Source organism: Bacillus canaveralius (assembly GCF_002860125.1).
In the GTDB taxonomy this organism is placed as follows: domain Bacteria; phylum Bacillota; class Bacilli; order Bacillales; family Cytobacillaceae; genus Bacillus_BJ; species Bacillus_BJ canaveralius.
In genome coordinates this window covers 19505-35797 of the sequence record NZ_PGVA01000007.1, presented here as the reverse complement: position 1 = coordinate 35797, position 16293 = coordinate 19505, and the positions used below count along the sequence as shown (strand labels likewise).

Genomic DNA, 16293 nt, shown 5'->3' with positions numbered 1-16293 from the left:
TTTATTTCTCCTTCTATTCGTATCTTTTCCTTTTTGAGGATGAAGCTATCCCTAGCTGATCCCGGTATTTGGCGACTGTCCTTCTTGAAACGATCATTCCTTCTTCCTGCAGCCTGGCGACAATTTCCTGATCAGATAACGGCTTTTGTTTATTTTCAGCGGCAACATATGCTTCAATTTTACTTTTCACCTGTGCCGATGAAGTATTTTCACTTGAAACGGTTTGAATTGTACTCGTAAAAAATGATTTTAATTCCATCGTTCCAAATGGGGTTTGTGCATATTTTTCCCGGACCGCCCTGCTGACTGTCGATTCATGAATGCCCAATTCATCGGATATTTCCTTCATGATTAATGGCTTGAGACCCTCGCGTCCTTTTTTGAAAAAACCTTGCTGCTTTTCAACGATTTTCATTGTTACTTTCAGCAGCGTTTCTTTTCTTTGCTCCAGGCTTTTTAAAATCCAATAATAATCCTGTTTTTTTTCCTGAAGAAAGCGGCTGACCTGGTCGTCCTTATAGGTTGACATTTCCGTAAAATAAGCATGGTTAAAGCTCAGCTTCGGAATGACGGAATCAAGGATGGTCACCGTATAATCGATGCCATTCCAATCAATAATTACATCCGGGATCATGTAGACCGGCTTTTGCTGCTGAAAAAGAGCACCCGGTCTGGGATTGAGCGTTTGAATAAAATCAAATGTTTGCTGGATCTCCTTTAGCTCAATTCCTGCCTCTTTCGAGATCAGCTTCCAATTCTTATTGGCAAATGGGTGAAAATAATCGGTTATAATCATCTCCGCCAATGCATTTCTGTTTCCGAGTCTTTGCAACTGCAGTAACAGACATTCCTGAAGGCTGCGCGCACCGATGCCGGCAGGATCGAGCTGCTGGAGGATGTGCAAACATTCTTCCGCCTCTTGCAGTGGATATTTAGCCACAGCTTCATGCCAATCATAGAAGTAACCGTTTTCATCTAAATTAAGGATGAAATCGGTGAGAATCTGTATTTGCCGTGTTGTGACTTGTTTAAAATTGATTTGTGAACGCAAGTATTCATCTAATGAGACAACCTTCTCGCCTATTTGTTCGATCCAGTTTTTCTTGTCTTTTTGACTATTTTTCCATGAGGATTTACTCCGGTCCATCCGCGGATCAATGGCGGTTTGAAAATTGCCTGAATCCAGCTGTAAAAGGGGGTTCTCTGCTGCTTTATTTTCGAGGAAAGCGTTAAGCTCCTGAGCAGAATACTGCAAAAGCGCAATCGCTTGAGTCAGCTCCTGCGTAAGCATCAATTTTAAAGTTTGCTGCTGCCAAAGTCCCGCTTTAAAATCCATTCTGCATCCCCCCTGCACCCATTTTACAATAAGGATCAGCAATGGTGTATGGAAATTTATTTATAATGCAGATCCCGGTAGAAATAAGGACCTCGTTGCAGGAAGATTTTCGTTGGGTGCACTGAGTTACACTGTATTATAATATGTATTCCAGTTTTATTTACAACACTCCGAATTTATGAGGTTGATTTATGAGCGGTTGTCGAATTTATGAGCGAAACCAGTTTTGTCAGAGAGACGCAACTGACCAGCGGCACTCACCCCGATAATATAAAAAACCTCTCCCTGATGTTGTGAATCAGGAAAAGGTTTTTGGCAACGCCCTCGGCAGGAATCGAACCCACATCTCAAGAACCGGAATCTTACGTGCTATCCGTTGCACCACGAGGGCATATTAAAATATAAATCGCTTGTCAAGCGCCTTCTTTCGCATAAAAAGCTGCTAATCGTTTAAGCACTACGATTTACTATTATAGGGCATGTTTTCATTCTTTGCAAGCAAGTTCGGCGTTTAAAAAAATATACTTTGGGTAAGATGGAAACGGAGCGGTTTTTTTCCAGTCATAAAAGTGTCGAACGATTCATCCCATTCTCGAATGCGATTCGTTTGACCTTTATTGACCATCATTGTATGATAGCAATACATACTATTCTTCTATTGGAAGAACTGCATTACTAATGTATGTTTGATCTCTTGATATTGGAGGAGGAAGCGTTAATGAATTTAATCCCAACAGTTATTGAACAGACAAACCGGGGCGAGCGTGCTTACGATATTTATTCACGCCTGCTAAAAGACCGCATCATTATGCTTGGAAGTGGAATTGATGACCATGTGTCCAATTCAATTGTCGCCCAGTTGCTGTTCCTTGAAGCGGAAAACCCCGAGAAAGATATATCCATCTACATTAACAGCCCGGGAGGAAGCATTACTGCCGGTATGGCGATTTATGACACGATGCAGTTTATCAAGCCGGATGTGCAAACAATTTGTATCGGAATGGCTGCTTCAATGGGAGCATTTTTACTTGCTGCAGGTACAAAAGGCAAACGCTATGCGCTTCCTAACAGCGAAGTCATGATTCATCAACCGCTTGGCGGCGCGCAAGGCCAGGCAACTGAAATTGAAATTGCTGCAAAACGCATTTTATTCTTGCGTGACAAGCTAAACGAAATTCTTTCTGAACGCACAGGCCAGCCACTTGAAGTGATCGCAAGGGATACAGAACGCGATAACTTTATGACCGCCGACAGAGCGCTTGAATACGGCTTAGTAGACCAAATTATCACTAGAAACCCTATCGAAAATACCGACAAAAAAGACAAAAAATAACCAATTAAAAACTCGTGCCAATCGGCGCGAGTTTTTTTAATTTTCTTTTTGGATGTAATTTGCGAGCTCTTGAAGCGCATTCTGCTCATCATGTCCGTCCGCAATCAAGGTTATCGTCGAACCGGCACTGACTGCAAGGCTCATTAACCCCATGATGCTTTTCGCATTCACTTTTTTGCCGTCTTTCTCCAGAAATATATCGGAAGAAAAACGATTCGCTTCCTGGACGAACAAAGCGGCTGGCCGTGCTTGTAAGCCCGTTTTTAATTTTACTTCTACTTTTGTTTCTACCATCACAATTCCTCCCGGTTTTTCTCTATAAATCACCTGCTGGCTGTCCAGCGCGCAGCTTCTCAGCTATTTCATCAATTTTTCTTAGCCGGTGGTTAATTCCTGATTTGCTGATCTCCCCTCCGGAGACCATCTCGCCAAGCTCCTTTAACGTAACATCCTGGTAAGCGACACGCAGCTCCGCAATTTCCCTTAATTTTACAGGTAAAACCTTAAGACCGACAGTCTGCTCAATAAAGCGAATATTTTCTACTTGCCGCAATGCTGCACCGATTGTTTTGTTTAAGTTTGCTGTTTCACAATTGACAAGGCGGTTGACCGAATTTCTCATATCGCGGACAATGCGGATGTCTTCAAAGCGCAGGAGTGCATTGTGGGCACCGATAATATTCAGAAACTCAGTGATTTTTTCTGCTTCCTTTAAATACGTAATAAAGCCTTTTTTCCGCTCAAGCGTTTTGCTGTTTAAATCGAACAAATTCATTAATTCACATAGAGAGTCGTTGTGTTCCTGGTAAAGGGAAAACACTTCAAGATGATAGGAGGAGGTTTCCGGATTGTTCACCGATCCTCCCGCCAAAAAGGCTCCCCGTAAATAAGAACGCTTACAGCATTTCCTTTTAACAAGCTCCCGGGAAATATCGTGGACAAAAGTAAACCCGTCCCCAAGGATTTTTAAATCCTCTAAAATCCTCTTTCCTTCTTCTGAAAGACGCACAATATAAACGTTGTTCTTTTTCAAACGCATTTTTTTGCGGACAAGGAGCTCGACCTGTACATGCTCGTAACTCCTTTTGATCAGTGTATAGATTCTTCTTGCGATTGCTGCATTTTCTGTTTGAATGTCAACAACCAGCTTTCGATTGGAAAAAGACAGAGACCCATTCATGCGGATTAATGCCGACAATTCCGCTTTTCCGCAGCAATCCTTTATCTCCATATTCGTCAATTCTTTTTTCGTTTCCGAAGCGAAAGACATCCCTCCACCCCCTGTAGACAAACGGTTGCATTACGTATTACGCATTGAACCTCTTTTTAGTTTCATCCATAAGCAAAGAAAATAATAAATCGGAAACTTTTTTCGTGTCATGGCGAATGACTCCATCTTCAACGCTGATAATATCGCCATATACAACTTTAAGGCCGAGGTCGTAAAGCTTTGGCAAATCATACTGGACAGGCTTGGCCAGCTCTTCCCTGTAGCGATACTGGACATCGAGCGGAATTTCTTGATTATGGACTAAAATGGTATCGATAAAAGCACAGTCCATATGTTCATAAATGGCTTTCACATGGTCGCTCGCAGTAAAATCATGTGTTTCTCCTGCCTGCGTCATTAAATTGCAGATATATACCTTTCTCGCTTTTGATCGGCATACTTCTTGACCAAGCCGCGGAACAAGCAAATTGGGAAGAAGGCTGGTATATAAACTTCCGGGACCGATGATAATTAAATCGGCCTGCCTGATGGCGTGAAGCGTTTCCGGCAATGATTTAATTCTTTTTGGTGATAAAAATACTTTTTTGATGCGCTTTCCGGAGAAAGGAATTTTCGATTCTCCGGACACAATCGTGCCATCTTCCATTTCGGCATGGAGGACAACGCTTTGGTTAGCGGCTGGCAGAACCTTGCCGCGAACGTTCAAAACCTTGCTCATTTCCTGGATCGCATGCACAAAATTTCCGGTTATCGAAGTCATGGCAGCCAAGATTAGATTTCCAAGCGAATGGCCTGAAAGTTCATTCGAAGTCTTGAATCTGTGCTGAAACATTTCTTCTATCAGCGGCTCAACATCAGAAAGAGCGGCCAGAACGTTCCTGATATCGCCGGGCGGTGGGATCTTAAGATCATTTCTAATCCGACCCGAGCTTCCACCATCGTCAGCAACTGTGACAATTGCGGTAATATCAACCGGGAGCTGCTTAAGTCCGCGCAACAAGACCGGCAACCCCGTTCCGCCTCCGATGATGACTATTCTAGGTTGTTGTTCGGTGGTCATGTCGTTGGGTCCTTTCTTCTCTCAATATCCCGGTGCGCAATTTTTGTATGATAGTCGTTCTCAAAATAGTGGCCAATATATTCGGCAAGCGCAACCGATCTATGCTGCCCGCCTGTACAGCCAATCGCGATAACGAGCTGGCCTTTCCCTTCACGCTTATAGTGGGGAAGCATAAAGCTAAGCAGTTCGGTTACCTTTTCCAAAAACTTCTGCGTTTCAATCCATTTTAAGACGTAACTTGAAACCTCTTCATCAAGTCCTGTTTTTGGCCGCATATGTTCAATATAATGTGGATTCGGTAAAAAACGGACATCAAAGACAAGATCCGCATCGATTGGCAGGCCATGCTTGAAGCCGAAAGACACGACATTGACCGTAAAAATTAGTTTTTTATCAGCTGAGAATTCGGTTAAAATTTTCTCTCTAAGTTCGCGTGGTTTCATTTGAGACGTGTTATAAATAAGCTGTGCTCTTCCTTTCAGCTCTTCAAGAAGCTGTCTCTCCAGCTTAATCCCTTCGAGTGGCAGGCCTGCCGGAGCAAGGGGATGAACACGGCGTGTTTCCTTGTATCTTCTTACGAGTGTATTGTCATCTGCATCGAGGAAAAGTACTTGTGGCGCAACCCATGACTTTTCGGCAAGATCATCCAAAGCTTTAAAGAGGTGGTCGAAAAATTCTCTCCCCCTTAAATCCATAACCAGCGCCACTTTATTCATTTTATTCCCAGATTCCTTCATCAGTTCAAGAAACTTTGGTAATAAAGTAGGCGGTAAGTTATCGACGCAAAAAAAACCGAGATCCTCAAAACTTTGGATCGCTACCGTTTTCCCTGCTCCTGACATTCCTGTAATGATAACCAATTGGGTATCGTTAGCACCGGTACTCATTTCATTTCCCCCTGTAATAAAGTCTTTCTAACTCGGATCAAGACGGTAACTGATTAGTTCAAAATCCGGAGTGTATGTAAACGTCCCATACATGACTCCTTTACCGTGGATCATATAATCAAGTATATGATAATCGCCCGCTGCCATTGGCAAATTTTTTATATCTTCGAGGCGGTGCCAGGCGAGGATGCCCTCTTCGGATTCTTCAAGGTGAACACCATCTGCCTCGGTGGCAAAAAAAGTAAACATCATCCATTCCGAGATCAATTGGTCACCATCCATCATAATGAAGGTAAAAATCCCTTTAATACTTGGGTTTCGCAAGTATATGCCCGTTTCTTCCCGATATTCCCTTATACATGAATCCCTTACGGATTCTCCCGGTTCCATTTTTCCGCCGGGAGCGACCCACCAGCTGCGACGGGGCTTTTGTAATAAAAGTATTTTGTCCTCTTTAAGCAAGACACAATTTGTTACCCGCTGCACGAATTCCACCTCAACTTATCCGTCCATTGTCACCCGGCTTTCGAAACGCCGATATTTCATTCTTTTCATTATACTATTTTTGACATACAGCTACAATGAATACAAATCGGATAATTTTAGGTAAAAAAAAATGATCCATATTGTTCACGCTTAGCCAATATTACATTGATAAAAAAAATAGCACAGGATAACCTGTGCTGTAGAAAAATATATTCTTAAAAGGGGGTCAATTTCTATTCCTATTCTACCTCAATATTATTTCACTACTGTTACAGCAGAATTAAAACATAATGACTTTTTTGTAAAGGAATGGCGACATCCAACAGCTCACCATAGTGAAATCGTGATACACGCTTGAATGTCATTGAATGTTCCAATCCGAAAATTTGTTCACAAAACCTAAGCTTTCGCGGCTTTTTGTGCTTCCTTCAGTTCTTCGATGAAATGCTGGGCACTTTGGGCAGCGATGCTTCCGTCTCCAGTAGCCGTAACAATTTGTCGGAGTGTTTTTTCACGAATGTCACCTGCAGCAAAGATACCAGGCACCTTTGTTTCCATCAATTCATTCGTTTCGATATAGCCATTTGCATTTGTGATGCCAAGATTGGCAAACGGCTTGGAGAGAGGCACCATTCCGATGTATATAAATACGCCATCGGCCGGAAAATCCTGCTCTTCCCCTGTTTCTGTGGAAACAAGGGTAACACTGCCGACTTTTCCATCCTTACCGTTGATCTCTTTAATTGTATGGTTCCAGATGAAGTCGATTTTGTCATTGGCAAAGGCACGTTGCTGAAGGATCGCCTGGGCGCGAAGCTCATCGCGACGATGAACAATCGTAACCTTTGTAGCGAAACGGGTCAAGTAAACCCCTTCCTCTACTGCTGAGTCTCCTCCGCCGACAACAACCAGCTCTTTTCCCTTGAAGAAGGCTCCGTCACAAACCGCACAATAAGATACACCGCGGCCGCCGAGTTCTTTTTCACCAGGTACACCGATCTTTTTATATTCGGCACCGGTCGTAATAATGACAGCATGGGCCTTATACCGCTTGGATCCAGCAACAACCGTCTTATATTCTTCGCCGTCAATAATCTCTTTTATATCGCCATAGGCATATTCTGCACCAAACTTTTTGGCATGGTCAAACATCTTCGTTGATAAATCCGGCCCCAAAATATGGTCAAAACCAGGATAGTTTTCCACCTCTTCAGTGTTGGCCATCTGGCCGCCTGGCACGCCGCGTTCGATCATTAAAGTTGATAAATTGGCACGGGATGTATAAACAGCGGCCGTCATTCCAGCAGGACCTGCACCGGCAATAATCACATCATAAATTTTTTCTTCTGACACGTTGGTCCACTCCTTCGTCCACGAGGATTCGCATGACTTCATGGATTTTTTCACTCACTTTATTTATATCCTATCTACTCTTATCCTATAAAATAAAGGCTGCTATCGTCCAAGTATTTGCTCATTGCAGGCAGCTGTTCACGATTTTTACATACTTTTGCAATGTTGAGCCTGAAAGCCCGTATTGCTTGGCGATTGTCTGCTGCGGCACTTTTTCGTTTCTGAGCTTATGCCATATATACTCGATAGCCGCTGCCCAAGCTTTTGTATTTTTCAGATCCAGGCCTGCCTTCACAGCCTCCACAAACACGGAAAACCACATCAAATACAGGCCCGCCTCCTTCGTTCCGATCGGCCTATGAGAACGGTAGAGCAATTCAGCGGTATCGTGGGCCATTTTTGCTAAATGGGCTTCGAGTCCCGCTGCTTCCGTAGTCAATAAAACGACATACTGCTTTTCAATTGCAGTGAATTTTTGATTCGCAATCGTTTCATCAGACGTAAGAATGTCATTTTTTTTATTCGAATGTGATGTTAAGAACAACGCAAATAATCTCTCTTCCGGATAGTCGCTGGCAAGCTTCTTCATGATCGAAGGGATGTGTTCTTCTAAGCCATTTGCCTGATGACGGTCTTCATTCCATGGTTCGAGACCTTCCTTTTCCGGATTTATTTCAAGCACCTTTTTCCAGTTCGCTTTTGCTGCCTGCTCGTGTCCCGTAAAGTATGCCGAATAAGCGAGCCAATAATAAAAACCGCCGTCCCCTTCGTAACCTTGGCGCTGCAGCTTTCGAAGCCACACGTAGGCACTCTCATACTCGCCGATCAACGCGAACGTTGTGCCTAGCTTATATTGGTGTTCAACGGAAATCGGCTTTATTTTACGAAGCACTTCTTTTATTTCGTTTACTTCCTCTGCATTATTTTCATAATAGGAAAATACGAGCCTGTTGCAAATCGCATGCAAATTCCCTGGATTAAGTTTCAAAACTTCGTCAAGAATGCCGGACGCCTTCTCGGTTTCACCGAGATAAAAATACGCAAGCGCCAAATTGTTATAGGCTGACCAATATTCCGGATATTCTTTGATGACGCCATTCAGTATTGCTACAGCCTTTGGGAAATGGCCTGATTCGAGAAGCTCCCGGGCATGCTCTTGCCTGATAATAAGATCATCCTGGTCGTAAAGATCTTCTTCAAACTCCTCCGCTTCCAAAGTAAGCAGTTCAAGCAGGTCCTCCGTATCTTCCGTGAACTCACCATCCTGATCCAGATCCAAGTATAAATTGGCATGATGATAAGCATCTTTAAAAAATCCAAGATGGGCATAATTATTGGCTAAAAAATAATGGCATTCCGCCATTTCTTCATCAAGATCTTCAAGAATCGTATGCAGAAGACTATTTGAATATTGATAATCTCCCAACTCCGTGCAAACGACGGCAAGCTGGCAAACAATCATCGGCTCGCCTGGCTCAAGCTGCATGGCACGGTGCATATATTTTTTTGCTTTATTTAAATCCCTGCGCTGGTATGCTTTAATCCCTTTTGCGAAGTAATACTCACCAGTCGGGGCAAACGGTAATAGTTTTCCACGCTGTTGTCTAGCTTCTGAGTCTTTCCCCATGAAATCCTCCAAATAAATCGATTTTAACTACAGTAGTATACCATATGTGCAAGCAAGTAGAGAAGGGAATGAAACTGAATCGCAAACGTTTAGTACTGCCCTTATTAAAACGAGTGTGTTCCGGTGGTATCATCAAATAAAGAGGCGGTCCACAATGGGCCGCCGTTTCAAGATTATTTTTTTGTATGCCGCTCTTCCAAAACACTTAGAATCTCGCTAAAAGAAAGCTCCTGCTCCCTCAGCAAAACAAACAGATGGAAGATAAGATCTGCCGCTTCCCATTTCAGTTCCTCAGAGTCGCGGTTTTTCGCAGCAATGATCACCTCTGCTGCTTCTTCGCCGACCTTCTTAAGGATTTTATCGACACCTTTTTCAAATAAATAGGTCGTATACGCTCCTTCAGGGCGTTGCTGTTCCCGCTCTTTAATCACCTGCTCAAGCTTGGTGAGAATCTCATAGTTCGCCGCGCTGTCATTTTCAGCCGCGTTTGACTGCGTTGCATATAAAGAGTTGGTAAAACAGCTGACTGTACCGTTATGGCATGCAGGTCCGTTCGGGTTGACGAGGACGAGAATGGCGTCCCCGTCACAATCATATGTCATCTCGATAATTTTCTGCGTATTCCCGCTCGTCGCTCCCTTATGCCAGAGCTCCTGGCGCGAACGGCTGAAAAACCAGGTTTCTCCTGTTTCAATCGATCTTTCGAGAGATTCCCGATTCATATAGGCGAGCGTCAGAACTGCTTTTGTCACAGCATCCTGCACGATTGCCGTTACAAGTCCCTTTTCATCAAAGCGGATGTTGTCGATATTCAACGGACATGCACTCCTTTCTCCCGTAAAAATTCTTTTACTTCGCTGACAGATGTCTCTTTATAGTGAAAAATTGAAGCAGCAAGAGCTGCATCCGCTTTGCCGCTTATAAAAGCTTCGGCAAAATGAGCACTGCTGCCCGCTCCCCCTGAAGCGATGACAGGAACTGTTACTGCCTCACTGACCGCTTTTGTTAAAGCAAGATCGAAGCCGTTTTTCTCGCCGTCGCTATCCATACTCGTCAGGAGAATTTCTCCTGCGCCCCGCTTCACAGCTTCCTGTGCCCAGGCGACGACTTCACGATCTGTCGGTGTCCTGCCGCCATGGGTGTATACCCGCCATGAACCGATTTCCGAATCATATTTTGCATCGATCGCGACGACAATGCATTGATTTCCGAAAAATCCAGCTCCTTCGGAAATCAAACCGGGATTTAGCACTGCCGCTGTATTTAATGACACTTTATCAGCACCCGCGCGCAAAATTCGTTTCATATCCTCAAGCGAATTGATACCGCCGCCAACCGTAAACGGAATTGCCAGTTGTGAAGCGACAGCCTTTACGACTTCGATCATCGTTTTTCTGCCTTCATGCGAAGCAGAAATGTCTAAAAATACAAGTTCATCTGCTCCCTGTTGATCATAAAAACGCGCCAGCTCGACCGGATCACCTGCATCGCGGAGCTGAACGAATTGGATCCCTTTTACAACCCGGCCTTCCTTGACGTCCAGGCAAGGGATAATCCTTTTTGTAAGCATTTACGCTTTCACCTCTCTTAATGCCTCTGCAAGCGTAAAACGCTTTTCATAAAGAGCTTTACCGACGATCGCTCCAGTAATCCCGCTTTTCTCGTAAGCTTTTAATTGGTTTAAATCATCAAGCGTGCTGACTCCTCCAGAGGCAATGACACTTTTGCCGGTTTCCTCAGCCATTTGCTTCACTGCCTGCAAATTAGGTCCTGACAATGTCCCGTCTGTTGCAATATCGGTGAAAATAAACGTTTCCGCTCCAGCATCTGCAAACCGCTTTCCAAGCTCAATCGCTGACACTTCACTCGTCGTTACCCAGCCGTGCGTGGCGACAAAGCCATCCTTCGCATCAATGCCGACAGCGATTTGCTCTCGATATTTTTTGATCATCTCAGTCGCAAAATCGGGATTTGAAACGGCGATACTGCCAATAATCACCCGGGAAATTCCATTTTCAAGATAATGAGCAATATCAGCTTCGGTACGAATCCCTCCGCCAATTTGCACGTTCGCCTGTAAATCCCTTGCTGCCTGAATCACATATTGATCATTGACCCGTTTTCCATTCTTTGCGCCATCAAGATCAACCATATGAATCCACTCAGCACCATCAGCGGCAAACTGCTTCGCCATCGCAAAAGGCGAATCACCGTAGACTGTTTCTTTCGCATAGTCTCCCTGGAGAAGGCGAACACACTTCCCGCCTCTCATATCAATCGCCGGATAAATCGTAAATCCCATCAGGCCTTCTTCCTTTCCCCTGCAAGCTCGGTAAAATTGCGAAGCAGCTCCATGCCGAGAGCACCGCTTTTTTCAGGATGGAATTGCATCCCAAATATATTTGCCCTGCCTACAACGGCAGGAACTTCAACGTCATAATCAGCTTCTGCGATGATGACTTCTTGATCGGTACTTACATAGTAGGAATGGACAAAGTAAACAAAGTCGGCATCGATATTTTTTAAAATAGGAGAATCGTGGAGGAACCGAAGGCGATTCCAGCCCATATGCGGGACTTTATACAACTCCCCGGTGGCAGTGATCCCAGGAAAACGATGCACTTTGCCCGGCAATAGCGACAGTCCTGCTGTTAATCCGTTTTCTTCACTTTCTTCAAATAGCAGCTGCATACCGAGGCAAATTCCAAGCAACGGTTTTCCAGTCCGGGCAAAACGAATGATCATTTCGGCAAGCCCGGTTTGCTTCAGCCTTTCCATCGCATCCCGGAACGATCCGACTCCCGGCAAAATTAATGTATCGGCAGCTTCAAGCTCCCCGATGTTTTCGGAGATAAAAAACGGGGCATCGAGCCGTTCAAGCGCTTTGCTAACGCTGAACAGGTTTCCCATTCCATAATCGATAATCCCGATCATTTATAACATCCCTTTCGTTGATGGGACCCCTTTGATGCGGGGATCAACTGTGGTTGCTTCATCAAGCGCTCTTGCCAGCGCTTTAAAAATCGCCTCAATGATATGGTGCGTGTTTTGCCCATAATGAACAATCACATGCAAATTCATCCTTGCCTCAAGCGCCAGCTTCCATAAAAACTCATGGACAAGCTCAGTGTCAAACGTGCCAACCTTCTGGCTTGGAAAATCGGCGCGCATTTCAAGATGCGGACGGTTGCTCAAATCAACAACCACCTGGGCAAGCGCCTCATCCATCGGCACAAATGCATTGCCGTAGCGCTTGATTCCTTTTTTATCGCCAAGCGCTTCGCGCAACGCCTGTCCAATACAGATGCCGATATCCTCTGTCGTATGGTGGTCATCTACGTCAGTATCGCCCTTTGCATTGACCATCAAATCAAATTGCCCGTGCTTTGTGAATAAATCGAGCATATGCGTTAAAAACGGGACCCCTGTCTCGAGCTTCGAATGGCCCGATCCGTCTATTTCAAAAGATAGCTGAATATTTGTTTCGTTTGTTTTACGACTAATTTCCGCTGTTCTTGCCATGTTTGTCATCCCTCCATGTCCTAAAGTAAATGTGATGATCGCTTGAATCCGTCCGGTGCTGGCGAAACAGATTTCGCTTAATTATTGCGCTGAGCGCTTAATTATTTTTCTGAACGCTTAATTATCCGCGTGAACGCTTAATTATTTTTCTGAGCGCTTAATTATCTGCATGAACGCTTAATTATTTTTCTGACGGGCTTATTTTTTATGAAATCTCGCCTCTACAGCACGGGCATGGGCTTCAAGCCCTTCGAGGCGGGCGAACGCTGCAATTTTTTCAGCATTTTCGGTTAACTTCTTTTCACTATAATAAATAATACTCGATTTTTTCTGAAAATCTTCGACATTTAACGGGCTCGAGAATCGGGCAGTGCCATTTGTCGGCAAAACATGGTTTGGGCCGGCAAAATAATCACCGACCGGCTCGGGACTGAATCTGCCGATGAAAATCGCTCCCGCATGGCGGATTTTACCCAACAGCTCAATTCCGTTCTCAGTCAAAATTTCGAGATGCTCTGGAGCAAGCTGATTGACAGTGTCAATTGCTTCATCGATGTTGTCTGCTACATAAATGATGCCAAACTCCTTTATCGCTTGCGCCGCAATTTCCTTTCGCGGCAACAGTTCCAACTGCTTTTCAACTTCCAGCGACACTGCTTCTGCCAGCGCTTGCGATGTCGTGACAAGAATGCTGCATGCTCTTGGGTCATGCTCCGCCTGGGAAAGAAGGTCAGCAGCTATTTCATCAGGAAAAGCCGAATCGTCAGCCAGTATTGTAATTTCGCTCGGGCCGGCAATCATATCGATGTCGACATCACCGAATACTTCACGCTTGGCAAGGGCAACATAAATATTTCCGGGACCGACAATTTTATCGACCTGCCGGATCGATTCCGTTCCATATGCGAGTGCAGCAACTGCCTGAGCACCCCCGACCTTATATATTTCCTCAACTCCGGCTTCCTTGGCAGCGACCAGAACGGCAGCCGGGAGCTTGCCTGTTGCGTCGGGCGGAGAAACCATCACAATCCGCTGAACGCCTGCAACTTTTGCCGGAACGACATTCATAAGCACTGATGACGGGTAGGCCGCGGTTCCTCCAGGAACATAAACACCGACTGCATCGAGCGGAGTTACTTTTTGGCCAAGCATTGTTCCTGATTCGTCGCTTGTCATCCAGGACGGGTGCAGTTGTTTCTCATGGAATAATCGAATGTTCACAGCCGCTTCTTTTATAATCGAAACAAGCTCTCCATCAAGATCCGCATACGCTGCTTCAACCTCAGCCTGGTCAACCGTTAAGCCTTTCAACCTGGCACCGTCAAACTTTTCCGTATAAGCCAATAACGCGCCATCACCTTGTTTTCGAACATCGGTGATAATAGCTTTTACGGCCGAACGCTGCTCTTCTGTGCCGCTGTCAATTGACCTTTTCAAAGAAATTTGCTTATCAATTTTTCGAATCTCCATTTCTTCCACCCTTTCAAGCCTGAAGCATGATTAGACAGGCTCTCCGTCGATAACTGCTCCTAATCTTTCAACAAGTTCGCTGATTCTGCTATCTTTCATCCGGTAGCTGACCGGATTGACAAGCAGTCTCGTTGTAATATCGGCAATTCTTTCGTATTCGACCAGCCCGTTTTCTTGTAAGGTCCGGCCGGTCGACACAATATCGACGATCCGGTCTGACAGCCCGATAATCGGGGCCAATTCAATCGAACCGTTCAGCTTAATTATTTCCACTTGTTCTCCTTGCTGGCGAAAATAAGCTGCGGCTACATTCGGATACTTTGTTGCAATTCTTGGGGCTACATCGTTCATCTTCGTACCAGGCAGCCCGGCCACTGCCAAATAGCAGCTGCTAATTTTTAAATCAAGGAGCTCATACACGTCCCGTTCTTCCTCAAGCATGACATCCTTCCCGGCCATCCCTAGATCAGCAACGCCATGCTCGACATATGTCGGCACATCCATCGGCTTGGCAAGAATAAAGCGGAGCCTTTCCTCTTCCACTTCCAAAATCAGCTTCCGTGACTCATCAAATTCGGGCGGAAGCTTGTACCCTGCTTTTCGAAGCAGGTCTGCCGCCTCTTCAAAAATTCGCCCTTTCGGCATCGCAATCGTTAAAAAATCATTCATGAGGAGACTCCTTTCCTGCGTTGCCAAGCAAAAAGCTGGTCTCATTATACTTGTTCGTATAGGCATCAACATTTTTGACACCGTTAATATCCTGGAGAACAACTTTAAGCCCGCTTTGGCGTTTCGTTTTTGCCAATTCATATGCCTCTTTACGGCGCTCACCGCTAAACAGGATACAATGGATAGGCTCATTACTTTCGATCGGTCCGAGCGCTTCAAGCAGGTTGTCGAGGCGGATCGCAAAACCGGTTGCACCGCTCGATTTGCCAAACTTTCGCAGCAGGCGGTCATACCTACCTCCATTGCCGATCGGAAAGCCCACCTGGCCCGCATAAACTTCAAAAACAATGCCCGTGTAGTAGCTCATATGGCTGACAAGCGTCAGATCAAACTTTATGTTATCCGCCATGCCAAAATCAGCAATAATGTTCCAAAGCTGGCTTAATTGCGCGACCGCTTCCGCTCCTGTCCCGTTTTCAATCAGGCTTAAAGCTTTTTCGATTACTTCCCGGCCGCCGCGCAGCTTTAGGAAATCGAGTAGACGCTGTTTATCAATCGACGATAAAGACAGGGCTTTTACATGTTCACGGTAACCAACATAGTTTTTTTCATACAAAAACTTCATTAATGATTCGGCGCGCTCATCCGTGCCAAGAATTTGCAAAAACAATTCACGGACAAAACTGATATGGCCAACAGACAGCTGAAAATCGCTCAAACCTGTGTCTTCAAGAACCGAGATCAATAACGCAATTACTTCTCCATCCGCGCTGATCGTTTCATCCCCGATGCACTCGACCCCAATCTGCTCAAACTCAGCTGGCCGGCCGCCTTCCCTCTGCTGGGCCCTGTATACATTTGCCGCATAAGCAAGCCTTAACGGCATATCATCATCCAATAGCTTCGAAGCAGCGACTCTCGCAATCGGTGCAGTCATATCGGGCCGCAATACAAGGGTGTGCCCCTGCTGATCCAGCAATTTAAATAGTTGCATATCGGGAATCGCTGAAGCAGATCCGACCGTTTCAAAGTACTCAAGGGCCGGTGTTTCAATAAACTGGTAGCCCCACTGTTTCATCCCATCCTCAATCGACGTTCGGACTTTGTCCTTCATTTCGAATAATTCGGGCAATGTATCTCTCATGCCTAACGGCTTTTCAAACATAAATAACTGGCTCATTTTATTCATCCTTTGCTGAAAACTAACACGCACATTTTTGAAGTTACGTTTTATTTTGTTCTTAAAGCGCTTTGCTATGACTTTCTGTTCCGCGATCTAGCTTAACAACTCTATTGCTAATTGTTTATCTTAAATTAAA

Annotated in this window: 17 protein-coding genes and 1 tRNA gene; 1 reads left to right on the top strand and 17 read right to left on the bottom strand. The window is 44.9% G+C overall.

The genetic code is table 11. From position 1 onward, the window contains the following. Positions 1-13: 13 nt before the first annotated feature. Both rpoN and CU635_RS04380 read right to left on the bottom strand, forming a co-directional pair. Complete coding sequence (gene rpoN / locus CU635_RS04385; protein WP_101575967.1) at positions 14-1336, bottom strand: RNA polymerase factor sigma-54; 1323 nt, start codon at positions 1334-1336, stop codon at positions 14-16. Between the two features lie 319 nt (positions 1337-1655). Beyond that, a tRNA-Arg gene (locus tag CU635_RS04380) sits at positions 1656-1727 on the bottom strand. 327 nt (positions 1728-2054) lie between these two features. Here CU635_RS04380 and clpP point away from each other — a divergent pair. Further along, positions 2055-2669: an ATP-dependent Clp endopeptidase proteolytic subunit ClpP gene (gene clpP / locus CU635_RS04375; protein ID WP_101575966.1), complete on the top strand. Its 615-nt coding sequence runs from the start codon at positions 2055-2057 to the stop codon at positions 2667-2669. A 36-nt stretch (positions 2670-2705) separates the two neighbouring features. On the opposite strand, the gene CU635_RS04370 is transcribed toward clpP, so the two are convergent. The 15 genes from CU635_RS04370 to CU635_RS04300 form a co-directional block, all read right to left on the bottom strand. After that, on the bottom strand, positions 2706-2963 hold the full coding sequence (locus CU635_RS04370; RefSeq protein WP_101575965.1) for an HPr family phosphocarrier protein: 258 nt from the start codon (positions 2961-2963) through the stop codon (positions 2706-2708). A 22-nt stretch (positions 2964-2985) separates the two neighbouring features. Beyond that, on the bottom strand, positions 2986-3939 hold the full coding sequence (gene whiA, locus CU635_RS04365; RefSeq protein ID WP_101575964.1) for a DNA-binding protein WhiA: 954 nt from the start codon (positions 3937-3939) through the stop codon (positions 2986-2988). A gap of 37 nt (positions 3940-3976) precedes the next feature. After that, positions 3977-4960 (bottom strand): gluconeogenesis factor YvcK family protein, encoded by a 984-nt coding sequence (locus tag CU635_RS04360; protein WP_101575963.1) that lies wholly within the window; start codon positions 4958-4960, stop codon positions 3977-3979. Next, positions 4957-5847, bottom strand: coding sequence for an RNase adapter RapZ (gene rapZ, locus CU635_RS04355; protein WP_101575962.1), 891 nt, complete (start codon positions 5845-5847; stop codon positions 4957-4959). Before rapZ ends, CU635_RS04360 begins: the two co-directional genes overlap by 4 nt. Before the next feature lie 27 nt (positions 5848-5874). Next, a complete protein-coding gene (locus CU635_RS04350; RefSeq protein ID WP_101575961.1) occupies positions 5875-6333 on the bottom strand; it encodes an NUDIX hydrolase in 459 nt (152 codons plus the stop codon). A 399-nt stretch (positions 6334-6732) separates the two neighbouring features. Next, on the bottom strand, positions 6733-7686 hold the full coding sequence (trxB, locus tag CU635_RS04345; RefSeq protein ID WP_101575960.1) for a thioredoxin-disulfide reductase: 954 nt from the start codon (positions 7684-7686) through the stop codon (positions 6733-6735). Positions 7687-7807: 121 nt separating this feature from the next. Continuing rightward, on the bottom strand, positions 7808-9313 hold the full coding sequence (locus tag CU635_RS04340; RefSeq protein WP_101575959.1) for a tetratricopeptide repeat protein: 1506 nt from the start codon (positions 9311-9313) through the stop codon (positions 7808-7810). 173 nt (positions 9314-9486) lie between these two features. Beyond that, on the bottom strand, positions 9487-10128 hold the full coding sequence (hisIE, locus tag CU635_RS04335; protein ID WP_101575958.1) for a bifunctional phosphoribosyl-AMP cyclohydrolase/phosphoribosyl-ATP diphosphatase HisIE: 642 nt from the start codon (positions 10126-10128) through the stop codon (positions 9487-9489). After that, positions 10125-10883: an imidazole glycerol phosphate synthase subunit HisF gene (gene hisF, locus CU635_RS04330; protein ID WP_101575957.1), complete on the bottom strand. Its 759-nt coding sequence runs from the start codon at positions 10881-10883 to the stop codon at positions 10125-10127. The genes hisIE and hisF overlap by 4 nt, the downstream gene beginning before the upstream one ends. Next, on the bottom strand, positions 10884-11615 hold the full coding sequence (gene hisA, locus CU635_RS04325; RefSeq protein WP_101575956.1) for a 1-(5-phosphoribosyl)-5-[(5-phosphoribosylamino)methylideneamino]imidazole-4-carboxamide isomerase: 732 nt from the start codon (positions 11613-11615) through the stop codon (positions 10884-10886). Continuing rightward, positions 11615-12247: an imidazole glycerol phosphate synthase subunit HisH gene (gene hisH / locus CU635_RS04320; protein WP_101575955.1), complete on the bottom strand. Its 633-nt coding sequence runs from the start codon at positions 12245-12247 to the stop codon at positions 11615-11617. Before hisH ends, hisA begins: the two co-directional genes overlap by 1 nt. After that, positions 12248-12835, bottom strand: coding sequence for an imidazoleglycerol-phosphate dehydratase HisB (gene hisB, locus CU635_RS04315; RefSeq protein ID WP_101575954.1), 588 nt, complete (start codon positions 12833-12835; stop codon positions 12248-12250). Between the two features lie 198 nt (positions 12836-13033). Further along, positions 13034-14305, bottom strand: coding sequence for a histidinol dehydrogenase (hisD, locus tag CU635_RS04310; protein ID WP_101575953.1), 1272 nt, complete (start codon positions 14303-14305; stop codon positions 13034-13036). 30 nt (positions 14306-14335) lie between these two features. Then, positions 14336-14974, bottom strand: coding sequence for an ATP phosphoribosyltransferase (hisG, locus tag CU635_RS04305; RefSeq protein ID WP_101575952.1), 639 nt, complete (start codon positions 14972-14974; stop codon positions 14336-14338). After that, entirely contained in the window at positions 14967-16154 is a 1188-nt protein-coding gene (locus CU635_RS04300) for an ATP phosphoribosyltransferase regulatory subunit (protein WP_101575951.1), read from the bottom strand. The genes hisG and CU635_RS04300 overlap by 8 nt, the downstream gene beginning before the upstream one ends. Positions 16155-16293 lie beyond the last annotated feature (139 nt).